The sequence below is a fragment of the Mesorhizobium sp. WSM4842 genome, assembly GCF_055901575.1.
In genome coordinates this window covers 5,997,204-6,013,840 of the sequence record NZ_CM148372.1, presented here as the reverse complement: position 1 = coordinate 6,013,840, position 16,637 = coordinate 5,997,204, and the positions used below count along the sequence as shown (strand labels likewise).

At 62.5% G+C, this 16,637-nt stretch carries 14 protein-coding genes; 6 read left to right on the top strand and 8 right to left on the bottom strand.

The window, feature by feature from the left end:
* Positions 1-67: 67 nt before the first annotated feature.
* The 3 genes from AC0NIE_RS29175 to AC0NIE_RS29165 all read left to right on the top strand — a co-directional run bounded on the left by AC0NIE_RS29175 (position 68) and on the right by AC0NIE_RS29165 (position 5,531).
* A complete protein-coding gene (locus AC0NIE_RS29175; protein ID WP_473487603.1) occupies positions 68-796 on the top strand; it encodes a DsbA family protein in 729 nt (242 codons plus the stop codon).
* A 117-nt stretch (positions 797-913) separates the two neighbouring features.
* Positions 914-4,372 (top strand): chromosome segregation protein SMC, encoded by a 3,459-nt coding sequence (smc, locus tag AC0NIE_RS29170; protein WP_473487602.1) that lies wholly within the window; start codon positions 914-916, stop codon positions 4,370-4,372.
* Between the two features lie 172 nt (positions 4,373-4,544).
* Positions 4,545-5,531 (top strand): NAD-dependent epimerase/dehydratase family protein, encoded by a 987-nt coding sequence (locus AC0NIE_RS29165; protein ID WP_473487601.1) that lies wholly within the window; start codon positions 4,545-4,547, stop codon positions 5,529-5,531.
* A 78-nt stretch (positions 5,532-5,609) separates the two neighbouring features.
* Here AC0NIE_RS29165 and AC0NIE_RS29160 read toward each other — a convergent pair whose 3' ends face one another.
* From AC0NIE_RS29160 to AC0NIE_RS29125, 8 genes are all read right to left on the bottom strand, one after another.
* Complete coding sequence (locus tag AC0NIE_RS29160) at positions 5,610-6,440, bottom strand: BtpA/SgcQ family protein (protein WP_473487600.1); 831 nt, start codon at positions 6,438-6,440, stop codon at positions 5,610-5,612.
* Entirely contained in the window at positions 6,437-7,345 is a 909-nt protein-coding gene (locus AC0NIE_RS29155; protein ID WP_473487599.1) for a ribokinase, read from the bottom strand. The genes AC0NIE_RS29160 and AC0NIE_RS29155 overlap by 4 nt, the downstream gene beginning before the upstream one ends.
* Before the next feature lie 3 nt (positions 7,346-7,348).
* Positions 7,349-8,119, bottom strand: a complete 771-nt coding sequence (locus tag AC0NIE_RS29150; RefSeq protein WP_473487598.1) for a glutamine amidotransferase — start codon at positions 8,117-8,119, stop codon at positions 7,349-7,351.
* A 40-nt stretch (positions 8,120-8,159) separates the two neighbouring features.
* Complete coding sequence (locus AC0NIE_RS29145; protein ID WP_473487597.1) at positions 8,160-9,254, bottom strand: phosphotriesterase family protein; 1,095 nt, start codon at positions 9,252-9,254, stop codon at positions 8,160-8,162.
* A 4-nt stretch (positions 9,255-9,258) separates the two neighbouring features.
* Positions 9,259-10,269, bottom strand: a complete 1,011-nt coding sequence (locus AC0NIE_RS29140) for an ABC transporter permease (RefSeq protein WP_123147101.1) — start codon at positions 10,267-10,269, stop codon at positions 9,259-9,261.
* Entirely contained in the window at positions 10,266-11,063 is a 798-nt protein-coding gene (locus AC0NIE_RS29135) for an ATP-binding cassette domain-containing protein (protein WP_473487596.1), read from the bottom strand. Before AC0NIE_RS29135 ends, AC0NIE_RS29140 begins: the two co-directional genes overlap by 4 nt.
* Positions 11,064-11,137: 74 nt before the next feature.
* Positions 11,138-12,076, bottom strand: coding sequence for an ABC transporter substrate-binding protein (locus AC0NIE_RS29130; protein ID WP_473487595.1), 939 nt, complete (start codon positions 12,074-12,076; stop codon positions 11,138-11,140).
* A gap of 120 nt (positions 12,077-12,196) precedes the next feature.
* Positions 12,197-12,808 (bottom strand): cupin domain-containing protein, encoded by a 612-nt coding sequence (locus tag AC0NIE_RS29125; RefSeq protein ID WP_123147483.1) that lies wholly within the window; start codon positions 12,806-12,808, stop codon positions 12,197-12,199.
* Positions 12,809-13,138: 330 nt separating this feature from the next.
* Here AC0NIE_RS29125 and AC0NIE_RS29120 point away from each other — a divergent pair, with 330 nt between their 5' ends.
* From AC0NIE_RS29120 to AC0NIE_RS29110, 3 genes are all read left to right on the top strand, one after another.
* Positions 13,139-14,071 (top strand): complex I NDUFA9 subunit family protein, encoded by a 933-nt coding sequence (locus AC0NIE_RS29120; RefSeq protein ID WP_473487594.1) that lies wholly within the window; start codon positions 13,139-13,141, stop codon positions 14,069-14,071.
* 111 nt (positions 14,072-14,182) lie between these two features.
* Positions 14,183-14,419, top strand: a complete 237-nt coding sequence (locus tag AC0NIE_RS29115) for a hypothetical protein (protein ID WP_077381301.1) — start codon at positions 14,183-14,185, stop codon at positions 14,417-14,419.
* Positions 14,420-14,581: 162 nt separating this feature from the next.
* A complete protein-coding gene (locus tag AC0NIE_RS29110; RefSeq protein ID WP_474047323.1) occupies positions 14,582-16,354 on the top strand; it encodes an SLC13 family permease in 1,773 nt (590 codons plus the stop codon).
* Positions 16,355-16,637: the final 283 nt, after the last annotated feature.

The window sequence follows — 16,637 nt, the reverse complement described above, 5'->3', positions numbered from 1 at the left end:
ATTCGCGCCAACTCTCGCCTTTTCTAGCCTTTGCATTGCAAAATCCAACCATTGTCAGGTGATTCGTATGACCCGTCTTTTGTCCCGCAGAAACCTCCTGTCCTCGCTGGCCGCCATTCCGGCGGTGGCTCTGCTCGCCGCCTGCAGCGACTCGGGTGAGAAAGCCGTGGCGGAGGATGTGAAACCTGCGGCCCCCGCCGATCCGATGAAGCCGGCCACTGCGGCCGCGGCCAAGGCGCCTGAGGCCCAGGGCACGGTGGACATGGCGGCCTTGCTGAAACCCGGCGCACTGCCCGACGAACAACTGGGCAAGGACGACGCGAAGGTCACCATCGTCGAATATGCCTCGATGACCTGCCCGCACTGCGCGCATTTCCACGAAACCACCCTCCCGGAGCTGAAGACGAAATATATCGATACCGGCAAGGCCCGCCTTATCCTGCGCGAATTTCCGTTCGACCCGAGTGCCGAGGCTGGTTTCATGCTGGCGCGCTGCTCCAAAGACAATTATTTCCCGATGGTGGACGTTCTGTTCAGGCAGCAGGCGAACTGGGCAGGTGTCGCCAATACCAAGGATGCCCTGCTGCAAATTTCCAAGATGGCCGGTTTTACACAGGAGTCCTTCGAGGCCTGCTTGACGGACCAGAAACTTCTGGACGATGTGAGATCGGTCCAAAAGCGCGGCGCCGATGAATTCAAGGTCGACTCGACGCCGACCTTCTTTATCAACGGAAAGACCTACAAGGGGGCGCTGTCGATTGAGGAAATCTCGGCCATTATCGACCCTCTGCTCTGACGTTTCGGCAGCGCCGAAGCGGCTGCGCTTCGGCGTGCGCGACTTTTTGTTGTGCTGCGGGTTCTGTTCGCAACACCGCGGAACACTTTTGCCGAACCCGCTTACGGGGCGGCGCGAATGAAGTTTTCGCGCCTCCGCCTGCTCGGTTTCAAGTCCTTCGTCGAACCCGGTGAGTTCGTCATCGAACGCGGCCTGACCGGCATCGTCGGGCCGAACGGCTGCGGCAAGTCTAACCTTGTCGAGGCGCTGCGCTGGGTGATGGGCGAAAGCTCGTACAAGAACATGCGCGCGTCCGGCATGGACGACGTCATCTTTTCCGGTTCTGGAACGCGTCCGGCCCGCAACACCGCTGAAGTCACGCTTTTCCTCGACAACAGCGACCGCAGCGCGCCCTCGGCCTTCAACGACGCGGACGAACTGCAGGTTTCGCGCCGCATCGAGCGCGAGGCGGGTTCGCTCTACCGCATCAACGGCAAGGAAGCCCGCGCCAAGGACGTACAGCTGCTTTTCGCAGACCAATCCACCGGCGCGCGCTCGCCCTCGATGGTTGGGCAGGGCCGCATCGGCGAGTTGATCCAGGCCAAGCCGCAGGCGCGCCGCGCCCTGCTGGAAGAGGCGGCCGGAATTTCGGGCCTGCACACACGCCGCCACGAGGCCGAACTGCGGCTGAAGGCGGCCGAACAAAATTTGGAACGGCTGGACGATGTCGTCGGCGAGCTGGAAAGCCAGATCGAAAGCCTGAAGCGCCAGGCCCGCCAGGCCTCCCGCTTCAAGAACCTGTCGGCCGATATCCGCAAGGCTGAAGCGACGCTGCTGCATCTGCGCTGGACGCTGGCCAAGACGCAGGAAGGCGAGGCGCGCTCGGCGCTGGCGATTGCCACGGCACTTGTCGGCGATCGCGCCGCCGCCCAGATGGCTGCCGCCAGGGAGCAAGGGATCGGCGCCCACCGGTTGCCGGAGCTGCGCGACGCGGAAGCCGCCGCCGCTGCCGCCTTCCAGCGCCTGTCGATCGCCAAGACGCAGATCGAGGAAGAAGCGGGCCGCATCCGCGCGCGCCAACTGGAACTCGACCGCCGGCTCCAGCAGCTCGACGGTGACATCGTTCGCGAAGAGCGGATGGTCCGCGACAATGCGGATATTCTTGAACGCCTCGCCGCCGAAGAAGCCGCGCTCAACACCGAGAACGCCGGCGCCGCCGACCGCGAGGCCAGCACCCGCGCGGCGGTCGAACAGGCGGCGTCGACGCTTGCCGCCAGTGAAGCCAAACTCGCCGGGCTGACCGCCGAACGGGCGGAGGCCGCCGCCTCCCGCAACCAGATCGAACGAACGCTGCGCGACACCGCTGAGCGCCGCGACCGTTTCGCGCGCCAGCTCGCCGATGTCGACCGGGAGTTGTCCGACATCGCCTCCAGGGTCGCCGGCCTGCCCGATCCCGCCGAGAAGCAGCTTCTGGTCGAACAGGCGCTGGCGCTGCTCGAGGAGACCGAAGCCGCGGCGATCGCCGCCGAACAGGCTGTCGCCGAGGCGCGCACGGCGGAAAGTGCCGCCCGCCCGCCGGTTCAGGATGCAAAGGCCGAGCTGGCGCGGATCGAAACCGAGGCCCGCACGCTGGCCAAGATCCTGAATGCCGCGAGCGGCGACCTCTTCCCCTCCGTCCTGGAGCAGATCAGCGTCGAACGCGGCTATGAGACGGCGCTGGGAGCAGCCCTTGGCGAGGATCTCGATGTGCCGCTCGACCGCAGCGCGCCGGTGCATTGGGGCCAAAGCGAGGTTCAGCCCGGCGACGCCGCTTTGCCCGAAGGCATCAAGAGCCTTGCCAGTGTGGTCCGCGCGCCGGCGCAACTGGCCCGCCGATTGGCGCAGATCGGCATCGTCGACGCTGCTGACGGAAGACGGCTGCAGTCGCAGCTTTCACCCGGGCAGCGGCTGGTCAGCCGCGAAGGGGCGCTGTGGCGCTGGGACGGGCTCACCGCCAGCGCCGACGCGCCGACCGCGGCGGCGCAGCGGCTGGCGCAGAAAAACAGACTGGCCGAGCTCGATGCCGAGGCGGTCCACGCGACCCGCATCCTACGCGAGGCCGAAGAAGCCCTTGCCCATGCCGAGCAGGCGCTTGCCCAGGCGAGCGAGGCCGAGCGCAACGCTCGTCAAGCCGGGCGTGATGCCCAGCATGGGTTGGACGCCGCCCGCAACGTGCTGGCCGAGGCCGAGAAGGCCGGCGGCGAGCTGTCGAGCCGACGCGCCGCACTTGACGAAGCCCGCGCGCGCATCGTCGACAGCCATGAAGAAACGGCCGCGGCTTTCATCGAGGCGGAGATGCTGCTGCAAAGCGCTCCCGATCTCGGTGATCTGCAGTTGCAGCTCGAACAGTCGGCTGCCAACGTCGCTCGCGACCGCGCCACCCTTGCCGATGCCCGCGCCGTCCATGAAGGCTTGAGGCGGGAAGCCGAGGCGCGAACGCGCCGCCTCGACGCCATCGGCTCGGAACGCCGCAACTGGTTGGAGCGCGCCGAAAACGCCTCGACGCAGATCGCCGCACTCGGCGAACGCAGGGCCGAGGCCGAGGCCGAACGCGAGAGGCTGGCCGACGCACCCGACGAGATCGACGCCAAGCGGCGCGCCTTGCTGTCGCAGCTTGCCGAGGCCGAAAGCCTGCGCCAGGCGGCGGGCGACCGGTTGCAGGAAGCGGAGAACAAGCAGTCCGAACTGGATAAGGCCGCGACATCAGCAATCCAGTCGCTGGCCGAGGCGCGCGAAACCCGCGTCCGCGCCGAAGAGCGGTTGACCGCTGCCGACGAAAGACGGCTGGAGGTCGAGGCGCGCATCCAGGAAACGCTGAACACCCCGCCGCATCTGGTCATCCGCCACACCGGCCTGGAGGCCGACAGCCCGATGCCGGAGATGACTGAGATCGAGCGTCAGCTCGACCGGCTGAAGATCGAGCGCGAGCGGCTGGGCGCCGTCAATCTGCGCGCCGAGGAAGAACAGAAGGAACTGTCGGACCGGCTGGAGACCATCGTTTCCGAACGCGAGGACATCATCGAGGCCATCCGCAAGCTGCGGCAGGCGATCCAGAGCCTGAACCGCGAAGGCCGCGAACGGCTGCTGGCTGCCTTCGACGTGGTCAATGGCCATTTCCAGCGGCTGTTTTCGCATCTGTTCGGCGGCGGCACGGCGGAACTGCAACTGATCGAGTCCGACGACCCGCTCGAGGCCGGCCTCGAAATCCTTGCGCGGCCGCCCGGCAAGAAGCCGCAGACGATGACGCTGCTTTCCGGCGGCGAGCAGGCGTTGACGGCGATGTCGCTGATCTTCGCCGTGTTCCTGACCAATCCCGCGCCGATCTGCGTGCTTGACGAAGTCGACGCACCGCTCGACGATCACAATGTCGAGCGTTTCTGCAATCTGATGGACGAAATGGCCGCCACCACCGAGACGCGCTTCGTCATCATCACGCACAACCCGATCACTATGGCGCGCATGAACCGGCTGTTCGGGGTCACCATGGCCGAGCAGGGCGTGAGCCAGCTCGTGTCGGTCGATCTGCAGGCGGCCGAGGCCCTGCGCGAGGCGAGCTGAAGCGTCGACAGTATGGCTTGTCGGTAGCGCCTGTTGGGGCTTTCGACTATAGCACGAATTGGACTAGGTCGGTTCCATTCATTCGGATGCAGCGTTTGATATTGCGCATGATCCTTTCCGAAATCGATCTCGATTTCGCGGTCATGTGCCAGCATATGCATGGAGAACCTTGTTGCCTGTACTTGTCACCGGAGCCGCGGGGTTCATCGGCAGCCATGTTTGCCATCATCTCCTGAGCAGGGGTGAAGCGGTCGTCGGCGTCGACAATATGAACGACTATTACGACCTGGCGCTTAAAAAGGGGCGTCTCGCCCGCCTTCAACCCCACAAGGACTTTTCATTTCACCAGATCGACATCGCCGAACAGGGCGCTCTTGCCGACGCTTTGGCCGGGCAAGGAATAGTCAGGATTGTCCATCTCGCCGCGCAGGCGGGCGTGCGCCATTCACTCGACAATCCGAGGCTCTATGTCCGTTCCAATGTTGTCGGCCATCTCGAGATGCTCGAATTTTGTCGCGCGCAGCCCGCATTCGAGCATCTGGTCTATGCCTCGTCGAGTTCGGTCTATGGCGGCAACCGCAAGGTTCCGTTCAGCGAGACCGATCAGGTCGACAGGCCCGTCTCTCTCTACGCCGCCACCAAGAAGTCAGATGAATTGATGAGCCATACCTACGCCCATCTCTTCGGGGTGCCGCAGACCGGCTTGCGGTTTTTCACCGTCTACGGCCCCTGGGGCCGGCCTGATATGGCCTATTGGATATTCACCAAGGCGATGCTCGAGGGCAAGCCGATCCGGGTGTTCAACAATGGCGAGATGTGGCGGGACTTCACCTACGTGGACGATGTGGTGAGGGCGGTTGTTGCCGTGCTCGACAAGCCGCCCACGGTCGAGGTCCCGCCCAGCAGGCTTTACAATGTCGGCAACAACCGGCCGGTGCGGCTGGGCGATTTCATCGACACTCTGGAAAGACTGCTCGGTGTAAAGGCGATCCGCCACAGCGAGCCGATGCAGAGCAGCGACGTCGAGCGGACCTATGCCGACATGACCGCGCTGGAGCGTGATTTCGGATTCAGGCCGGGCGTTTCGATCGAAGATGGGCTGAAGAAATTCGTCGACTGGTACCGGTCCGAATGGGCTAAGAGATCGCCGACAACGTGACTGCGGCCTGCGGGTCGTCGCCTGCGGGTCTCCGCGTTTGCGGCCCAAGGCCGCAACTTCGCTCCAGTCGCCGCTCGATCATCGCCTCAGCCCGGCCATGAACGTCTTTACGCGGGCGGGATCGACCTGGTTCCACCAGACGCCGTCGTGCTTCAGTGCGCTGGCGATGATGACGCCATCGACGATGCCGAGAATATCGTTTGCATTATCAGGCGTCACGCCGCTGCCGACCAGCGTCGGTAGGCCGGCAGCCTCTTTGATCATGCTGATATAGCTCAGATCCGCAGCGTGCCCGGTGCGCTGACCGGTCGCAATGATGGCGTCGGCGTCGAAGAAAACCAGATCCTTGACCAGTTCCTCCACGGGGCGGTCGGCGACGATCGCGTGCGCGCCATGCTTGACATGAGCATCGGCGAAAATGCGGATGCCGTTGGCGCGCAGCTTGGCACGATAGCGTGCTGCGCGACCCGACTCCCCCTCGACAAAGCCCTCGTTGGCGACATAGGCATTCGCCCATTGATTGACGCGGATGAAGCCCGCGCCAGCGGCACTGGCGATCGCAAGGGCAGGGATCGCGGCGTTTGCGAGCACATTGATGCCGACCGGCTTGGCGAGTTCGCGGCGAATACGGTCGGAGATAACAGCCATATACGCCGCTGTCTCCGGTCCGATATCGTCAGGCTTGGCAAAGGGGATGTCGCCATGATTCTCGACGATCACGCCGTCGCATCCGCCATCGAGATAGGATCTCGCATCATCCAGACCCCGCTGATAGATCGCCTCGACCGCCTCGCCGTCATAGCGCGGCGCGCCCGGAAGCGGCGCAAGATGAACGACACCGATCACCACCTTGGTGCGGCCGAAAAGTTCTACGAGCGCGTCGCCGCCTGATTGGCCGAGTTGGGTCATGAGAGCTCCGTTTCATCGATGAGCGCCGCCATTTCAGACGCGGAAGGACAGGATATCAATGTGCCCGGGCGAGTCACCGCAATTGCCGCGGCCGCGAGCGCGAATTTCAGCGCTGAGATAACCGACACGCCCTTGGCAAGCCCGCCGGCCAGACAGCCGCAAAAGACATCGCCGGCGCCGCTTGTGTCGAGCGCCTGGACGCGTGGCGCCGGCAAACGAAGCGATCCTCCCTGATCCGGGCCAAGCACGAGACAACCTTCCGCACCAAGGGTGATCACGACTGTCCCGGCGCCTTTGGCCGCCAGCGCGCCGGCTGCGGCTGCCATATCATCCTGGCCGGTCAGCGCCTTCGCCTCGGATTGATTCACCACCAAAACCTCTGCCATACCGAAATCAGGCAGAGCCGCCGCATCGACAGGGCTGACGTTCAGGACGGTGCGCGCGCCATTTTCCTGTGCTGCTCGCAGGCAGGCATCTATCGCGGCGCCCCGCAGGTTTCCTTGGCAGACAAGGATGTCGCCAAACGCAATCCGGCGCGCAAGTGCGGTTTGCGCGATTGGATTGAACGCCTCGCTGCAGGCGACACCGCTGACGATGAAGTTCTCACCGCTGGCCTCAATGACGATGGTCGAGCGGTCGCTTGGCAGGTCGAATTCAATCGCCTCGAGGTCGGACAACTCCCTGTCGAGGCGGCTCCTGATCCATGTGCCTGCGCGGTCCTTGCCGAGCGCCGTCCAAAACGTCACCGAAGCACCCGTGCGCGCGGCAGCAACCGCCTGGTTTGCTCCCTTGCCGCCGAGGCCGTCGGCGTAGCTGCTGGCGTTCAAAGTCTCGCCGGTGGCAGGGAAGCGGCCGACGCGAAACGTCGTGTCGACGCAGGCATTGCCGACGACATGGACATGCATCGCTCAGCTCTCACCGGTCGCCCAGCTCAGCATTTGTTCGAACAGGGTTTTGTAGCCTTTCCAGGCGATGAACTCCGGTGGCAGCCAATGCGGCCCGACATCGGATGTCCAGGCCACGGTGCGGCCCTTGCCATGGTGGCCGGTGACGAGCAGTGGCAGCGATCCATAATCCGACGACACGGTTGCCAGTACTTCCGCCCCGTCTTTCAGCGTCACCTCGTTGAAGCCGAGCAGGACTGGCCAATCCGAACCGAGACCCTTCAGGATCGGATGGTCCGAGGAGCCTTTCAGGACAGGCGAAAACCCTTCCGGCACCTCGACGCGGTCGTCGAACGCGAGGCAGTTCACCGGCAGCACCTCCTCGACCGGCGTCTTCCGATAGCGCGCGCCGCCATTGATGCCCTGGAAGCTATAGTAGCCGCCGAACATCAAAAGCCCGCCGCCGTCGCGCACGTAATCGCGCAGCAGCCGCAGGCGGTTCGGCGTCGGCTTCGAGTGAACCCAGGTGTCGGGATGCAGAAGCAGCGTGTTGGCGCCGATGTCGGAGAGCACCACCGCGTCATAGGCCGAAAGCGCCTCCATTGTTTGCGGAAAGCTGCGCTGTGCCTCATGCGCCGGCATGAAGGTCACGTCGAAGTCGGTCGCTTTCAGGGCCGTCAGTAATTCGTCGGCGCCGGTGTGGTAGGTGACCGTCGGAAACTGGTCGAAGCCCTTGATATGGGTGGCGGTCGACACCCAGGATTCACCGGCAAGCAGGATCTTTTTCTTGGACATTTGAACTCCGTCGTAAGTCTCACACGTAAGTCTGGGCCGCTTAGTTCTGCCGCGCGAACACGGCCTTCGGATTGGCGATCAGCATGCGGTCGATGGCTGGCTGCTCGACGCCATGCCGTTTCAGGCGCGGTATGAAATGCTTGAGGATATAGCCGTAGCCGAAACCGCCGAAGCGGGTCAGCATGATCTTGAGGAACACATCCTGCGACAGCAGCAGGCGGTCGCCGAAGCCGGCCTCGATAAGTGCCGCGATCGCTCGCGCATTCTCCTCGTCGGACGGCGATTGCGCGTCCTGATCGGCATAATAGTAATCCATGCCGATCATGTCGTATTCCAAGAAAGCGCCGCGCCGGGCGAGGCTTGTCTGGAAGTCGAGATCATTGTGGCTGGGGTTCATGTGGCAGAGCACCGTGTGGCGAAGATCGGCGCCCTCGGCCTCCACGACATCGAGCACCTCGTGCGCCAGCCGCTCCCAGCCCGGCAGATGGATCGACAGCGGCACGCCGGTGATGCGCGAGGCCCGCGCCGAAGCTCTCAACGACTTTCGCTCCTCGGCGGTAAAATCCTTGCTGACGCCGACCTCGCCGATCAGTCCGGCCACGATCGGCGGCTGCGTCTCGCCGCCGCCGACGTCGTTGACGATGAACTCGGTCACTGCGTCGACATCCATCGCTTTCAGCCATTCGGGATGGGTGTGTTCCAGATAGAAGCCGGTGCCCATGACGATCTTCAGGCCGGACATGCGGCTGATGCGGGCGAGCTTTTCCGGCTCGCGGCCGATGCCGATATTGGTCGCGTCGACGACGGTGTGGCCGCCCAGCGCGCGATAGCGTTGCAGTTCCGACAGCGCCAGGTCACTGTCGTCGAGCGAAACATTGTCGCGGTTGACGTAAGGGTTCATGCGCAATTCGCCGATGATCTCGATGTTCACCGGCTGCTCGGCGAGCGCCATGTCGTCGGGATGACAGGGACATTTCCAGCTGCGCGCGCCGTCGAGCAAGATGTGCTCGTGCATCAGCGTAATGCCCATTTCTTCGACCGGGACGGGGCCGAGCACGGTCATCACATGGCCGGTATCGACCCCGATCGCCAGCCGCTGCCTGGGAGCTGCGTCATCGAAGAGATCATCACTCATAGGCTCAACGGCTCCGTACGGCACCGCGGAACAGGCGGAAGTTCAGCCAGATGGCGATCAGGATGATCGTTCCGGTGACGATCGGCGTCAGGAAAGGCGACAGATGCGCCAGGATCAGGCCGTTGCCGATGACGGCCACGGTAAGCGCGCCGAGCACCGTGCCGACGATTGTTCCGCGGCCGCCGAACAGACTGGTGCCGCCAAGCACGACGGCAGCGATCACTTCGAGCTCAAACCCTTGCCCGGCATTCGACGATCCGGATCCGAGCCGGGCCGCAATGATGATCCCCGCAAGTGCTGCCGCGGCGGCGGAAATCACGTAGACGAAAAGTGTCGTCAGCCGTGTGTTCACACCGGCGCGTCTAACCGCTTCGGCGTTGGCGCCGATGCCGGTCACGTAGCGGCCGAACGGCGTCTCGTTGAAGGCGATATAGGCGATCGCGAGGATCGCCAGCGCGATCAGCGCCGGCGCCGGCACGCCAAGCAGCCAGGCGCGGCCCAGCACCGTGAAAGGGCTTCCCGGCTCGATGGGGATCGAGTAGCCGCCGGTGATCAGCAGCGCCACGCCACGGATCACCGAAAGCCCGGCAAGCGTGACGATGAAGGCCGGGATGCCCTCATAAGCGACGAAATAGCCCTGAACCGCGCCAAGCAAGGCGCCCAGCGCAAGCATGGCGAGGATGACCACCGGCCATGGCAGGCCCAGCTGCAGCAATGTCGCCGACAAGGTTGCCACCAGTGCCAGCACGGAGCCGACCGAAAGGTCGATGCCGCCGGTGGTGATGACGAACGTCATCGCCGCGGCGACGATCAGCAGCGGTGCCGACTGACGCAGGATGTTCAGCAGGTTGGGCGACGTCAGAAAGGCGTCCGTCGCCACCGAAAAGATGACGCTAACGATAAGAAAGAACAGCGCGATCGACACCACACTGCCATTGGCAAGCACCGCATCTCGCCAGGTGCCCGCGCGGACCCTTTGAGACTGAGCGGAGTGGGTCGAAGTCACGTCGCTCATGCTGGCGCTCCATCGCGATAGGCGCTGGTGGCCGAACGAGCGTTGAACTTGCGGCCCACGATCAGGTTGACGACATCTTCGATATTGGTTTCGCCGATCAGCCGCTCTGCGACGTTGCGCCCCTCGTACATGACCTGGATGCGGTCGCATACGAGGAACAGATCCTGAAGGCGGTGGGTGATCAGAATGACGCTGACGCCGCGCGCGCTCACGGCGCGGATCAGGTCCAGCACAGCCTCGACCTCGGCGACGGCAAGCGCTGCCGTCGGCTCATCCATAATCAGCACGGACGGCTCGAACGAGGCGGCGCGGCCGATCGCGATCGACTGCCGCTGTCCGCCGGACAGATTTTCGACCTTGAGCCGCGTGTCGGCGATAACGATGCCGAGTCGGTCGAGCATCTGACGCGTTTGCTCGTGCATGCGCTTCTTGTCGAGAAAGGAAATGCCGGCGATGCGGCGGCGCGGCTCGCGGCCGAGAAAGAGATTGCCGGCGACATCGACCGTGTCGCAGAGCGAAAGATCCTGATAGACCATTTCGACGCGCGCCGCACGCGCGTCCGCCGGCGAAGTGAAGGTCACCGGCATCCCATCGATCTCGATCGTGCCGGCATCGGGAACCACCGCCCCCGACAGTACCTTGCTCAATGTCGACTTTCCCGCGCCATTGTCGCCGACCAGCCCCAGGACCTCGCCCGGCTTCAGCACCAGCGACACGTCATCAAGCGTCTGAATGGCGTTGTAGCGCTTTGAGATGCCGCTCATCCGCACCCGATAGGTCTCGCTACTGCTCATCTTCGATCCACGGGCTTTGCGAAGCGTCCGCGGCGTAGCCCTTCGCGGCGCCGCGGACCGGTCATCGATGCAGTTTACTGGAACATCGCGCGATATTTGTCGACGTTGTCCTTGGTCACGATCGTCACCGGAATATTGATGATCGGCTCGACCGTTTCGCCCTTCTTGAGCTTGGTCAATGCTTCGACAGCGGCCTTGCCTTCACCGGCCGGATCCTGCTGGACGACCGCAACCACCCAACCATCGTCGATGCCCTGAATGACCTGCTTGGTCAGGTCCCAGCCGAACACCTTGACGTCGCCGGTACGGCCTTGGCTGGTTACGGCCGAAACAGCGCCGAGCAACGCCGGCTCGCCGGTCGCATATAGCGTCGTCATATCCGGATTGGCGGTCATCAAATTCTCCGAAGCGCTCATCGCTGTCTCCTGAACGTTCTGGCCGTCGACCGTGTCGAGGAAGGTGATCGCCAGGCCGCTGTCAGTGACCGCCTTCTTGAAACCGTCGAGCCGCTGGTTCTGGATGAACGAATTGAGCGCGCCGACAATACCGATCTTGGCAGTGCCGCCCATCTCCGACTTCACATAGTCGGCGTAGAATTTGCCGATATCCTCGCCGGCTTTGGCGTTGTCGACGCCGATGAACGCAACGTTGTCACCGTCGGGGATCTGCGCGTCGATGGCGATCACGGGGATGCCGGCCGCCTTCGCGGCGGTGATTGCAGGCTTGACGCCGTTTACGTCGATGGCGACCAGAATGATGCCGTCGACTTTCTGTGTGATGTAGTTCTCGATCGCGTCATTTTGCGCGCTCGGCACATTGTTGGCATTGAAGATGACCAGCTTGGCGCCTGCGGCGTCGGCTGCCTTCTGCGCGCCCTCATTGATCTGGTTGAAGAACAGGGCCTGCTGGTTGATGTTGACGAGAGCGAACGTATCGGCGAACGCCGATCCCATCGCTGTCGAGCAAATGGCGATGAGGGCGGCGCAACGGAAGAGAAGTGTGAACGGACGCATTTACGGTTCCCCTTGCTTGCGGGCCAAACCTGTTCGGCTGGACCCATTGGTGCTACAGGCACGAGGCAAACATTCAAGAGACTTGAATATTTGTCAACGAATTTGATCTCTGAGCGCCCGTCAGAAGGTCGCTGGCGTGTTGACCCAGAAAATGCTGGCTCTCTCCTTGCCGATGTTGCGGTAATGGTGCGGCAGCTCCGACCTGAACACGAACGCATCTCCGGTGGCGAGATCATGGCTCTTGCCATCGACGATCAGCTTGATACGGCCGGCGAGCACATAGCCGACTTCTTCGCCGACATGCTGGATGGGACCTTCGCTCTCGCCGTCCGCCTCGATATGATGGATATTGCACTGCAGCAGGTGACCGGGCGAATACGGAATAATGCGCTCAAGCGAAATGCCTTCGCCGCGCCTCAGCGCGTCGAGCGAGATCAGTGGCCGCGCGCCTGCGCGGAACACGATCGCCTCGTCGTCGTCGACCTGTTCGAACATCCAGCCGATATTGGTCTCCAGAACTTCGACCAGGCGGTGAAGCATGGGCAGGGATGGCGAAGCCTTGCCGTTCTCGATCTTGGACAAAAGGCTTTCAGAGCAGTTCGCAGCTGTCGCCAGCGCCTTCAGCGTCATGCCCCGTGTCTGCCGGGCGAGGCGCAGCCGCGTTCCAAGCCGCGCGGCATTTACGGTGGCGTCCACTTCGGACTCCGGCCGTCGCCGATCGATTTTGTTCATCCGTTCGCCAACCATTCAACAGTCATGGACAACTGTCGCGCGAGCAAAAGACAGCGGCGACCGATTTGCAAGTGATGATTTGTCAATTTCGACGCTGCAGTGCCTCGACCAGCTTTTGACAGCACGAGTAAAGCAACTCAGCGTCAAACACTTTCCCTCTATAGCGACGTCGGCCGTCCCCCGATCAACCCGGCGCAGACTGGAACAAAAAGCGTTCCTGCGTTGTTCTCCAACCGTCCCGATGTTCGAAGGGGCTGGTTCATACGCCGGCCAGGAGCAATCCTCGCGACAGGCGCTCGGCGGGCACTCGAAGAAGGGATGGCGAGGCAGATGGATCCTGACAATCTCAACACAGAACGGATCGTCACTGTGTTCGGCGGAACAGGCTTTCTCGGGCGCCGGATCGTGAAGCGGCTCCTTGAAAAGGGTTTCACGGTCCGCGCCGCATCCCGCCACCCGGCTCGTGTGGGCCCGGTCTTTTCTTCGACTGCAAGGATGCCCGAAGCCGTCGAGGCGGACATATTGGATGAGTCCTCGATCGGCTCGGCCATTGCCGGATCAAAGGCCATCGTGAATGCCGTCAGTCTCTATGTCGAGCAGGGCGCCCAGACGTTTGAGCGCGTGCATGTGGAAGCCGCAGCTGATCTTGCCGCTGCGTCGCGCGCTGGCGAGGTCGACCGGTTCGTCCAGATTTCGGGGATCGGCTCCGATCCTCAATCGGATTCGAATTATATTAGGGCACGTGGGCGCGGAGAAGAGGCGGTGGCGAGCGCATTTCCCGGCGCCATCATTGTGCGTCCCGCCGTCATGACAGGACCTGACGACGTTTTCCTCACGACGGTTGTGAGGCTGATACGCCTCCTGCCGGTCTATCCGCTGTTCGGCGATGGCGCCACACGGCTTCAGCCGGTCTATGTGGAAGACGTCGCAGACGCAGTCAGCCGGCTGATCGACGGGCGAGACCACAAGGGCTCATCCATATTCGAATTCGGTGGCCCGCGCATCTACACCTATAAGGAACTGCTGCGGGAGGTCGCCCGACAACTCGGTACCCACGTCAGGCTGATGCCGGTGCCGTTTGCGGCGTGGGACGCTTTGGCCGGCGTCGCGGAACTCCTTCCGGGAGCGCCCATAACGCGCAACCAGGTCGATCTTATGCGGCACGACAATGTGGCAGCAATCGGCGCGCCGGGCCTGAAGGAACTCGACATCGCGCCGCAGGACATCGAGGAGGTGATCCGCTTGATCGAACGGCGCGCGTGACGCTGCTCGGGCTCGTCACCTGCTTAGCAAGGCTCTACGATCCTGACGGGAACCTATCGCCATGCGGCGGGTTGGTCGAGCTTGAGCCAATGAAGAAGAAGGAAAAGGGCTATGGCCAGATGCGATCAATGCGGGAATGACTACGACAAGGCTTTCGAAGTGAAGCTGGCTGAGGAAACCTATACGTTCGACAGCTTCGAATGCGCGATCCAGAAACTTGCGCCGCTCTGTCCGCATTGCGGATGCCGGATCATCGGACATGGCGTCGAACAAGATGACATCATCTACTGCTGCGCACATTGCGCCGCGGAGGAAGGTGCAAGCGCACTGACCGATCGCGCACCTTGATGCAACGCTACCAGGATCATGGCCCCATGAGCCAGGAACACCGCTCGACACGGGCTTATTGGCAAGATGGAACCGTGCTAGCAAAGTCGTGACCAGCGAAAGCAACAAAAGGTCGGTTTGGCCGTTCTGATCAGCCGCATTTGCGGCGGGGCATTCGAAGACATGACTACGCCGCAAATTTTGTCGTTCGCCGTTATCTTCGTGATGATGGCGGCGCTCGTATGGGGCCGGTATCGATATGATCTGGTCGCAGCAGCGGCACTGTTGCTTTCACTCGCGGTTGGCATCGTGTCTTTTGACGAAGCCTTCAGCGGGTTCAGCGACGACATCGTGATCATTGTCGGCAGTGCCTTGCTGGTGAGCGCAGGCATAGCCCGCTCGGGCATCATGGAAGTTACCATCAAGCGCTTTGTTCCGAACCTATCGGGTGTTCGGTCGCAACTGGCGCTGCTGGTGATCGTGGTTACGATCCTGTCTGCCTTTGTAAAGAATATCGGTGCGCTCGCTATCATGATTCCGATCGCCTTCCAGTTCGCCCGTCGGTCGAGCGTTTCAGCCTCGATATTCCTGATGCCTATGGCGTTCGGGTCACTGCTCGGTGGACTCATGACGCAGGTGGGGACATCTCCCAATATCGTTGTGTCCCGTGTGCGGGAGGAACTGACCGGCACCGCCTTCACAATGTTCGACTTTACACCTGTTGGAGCCGCGCTGGCCGCCGCCGGAACGATCTTCCTGGTGCTTTTCTATTGGCTGTTACCGGTGCGCGAAAAGCTGGGCGGATCGGTGAATGAAGCCATCAACATCAAGAATTACCTGACCGAGGCCCGAATTGTCCGCGATTCGACGGTGCTTGGGAAAACCGTCGCGGACCTCATGAAGCTTTCCGGCGGCGATGCTATCGTGACGTCGATCCTGCGCAACCGGACCATGCGGATGACGCCACTGCCGGACGTTGTCCTCAAAGTGAACGACATTCTGCTGCTCGAGGGCGACCCAGAGGCCCTGGATCGCCTTGTCTCCCAGGGCAAACTCAGCGTTACGGGCAACAGGGCCCGCGGGGACGACACGACCAGCGAGCTGGTCGCTATCGAAGCCGTCATCGGCGAAAGCTCCCCTTTGATCGGCTGGACAGCCCAGCGCCTTGCGCTCTACCACCGCTTCAATGTCAACCTCCTGGCTGTCAGCCGTCACGGCGAGCGCCTCGACCGCAGGCTGGCCGAAGTCCAGCTGAGGCTCGGCGACGTCGTCGTGCTGCAGGGCAATGCAGCGACGATACCCGAGATACTGCGCGAACTCGGCTGCCTGCCGCTGGCAGAAAGGGCTATCCTGCTTGGTAGCGTCCGTAAGGGTATCGTGCCGGTAACCATCCTTGCTCTCGCTATGGTGGCGACTGCGTTTGGGCTGCTACCGGTCTCCGTTGCTTTCTTTGCGGCCGCGGTCGGGATGGTGCTTCTCAAGGTCATCCCGGTCCGGGAGGTCTACCAATCGCTGGATGGTTCAATCCTCGTCATGCTCGCCGTTCTCATCCCAGTGAGCGACTCGCTACGCAGTACAGGGGCGACAGAAGTGCTTGCCGGCGAGCTTGCCAAACTGGGGACCATTCTTCCGGCGCCCGGCGCACTGATGCTCATCCTTGTCGCCGCCATGGCCGTTACGCCATTCCTCAACAATGCCGCCACCGTTCTGGTCATGGCGCCTATCGCCGCCGAGTTTGCTGGCGATCTCGGCTACAGGCCGGAAGCATTTCTGATGGCGGTCGCCATTGGCGCCGGCTGCGATTTTCTCACCCCGATCGGCCACCAGTGCAACACGCTCGTCATGGGGCCGGGCGGCTACCGTTTCAGCGATTATCCACGTCTGGGACTGCCGCTATCGTTCCTCGTCGTCATTGTTGCTGTGCCGATGCTAATGATCGTATGGCCGATGAACTGATATCGATGGACGGATCAATCCGGCTCGAACTTTCGCCGGCCGGCGAAAACTGTCGCATCACTAACGTGCTCAACTGTCGCATTATTAAACGGCTGCTACACATGTGTCCGGAACGGACCCTGTGAGCGATGGCTGGGGTTCCTGGATGCTTTTCGAACTTTTTGTCTCGCACCTCCAGCCGAATTGCGAGCGTTTGTGAAAGAGATCAGGATATCTGAACACGCTATGGGACAAGCTTGATTGACGCATTAGCTCTCTAGATCCCCTCAGCGGTTCACGACAG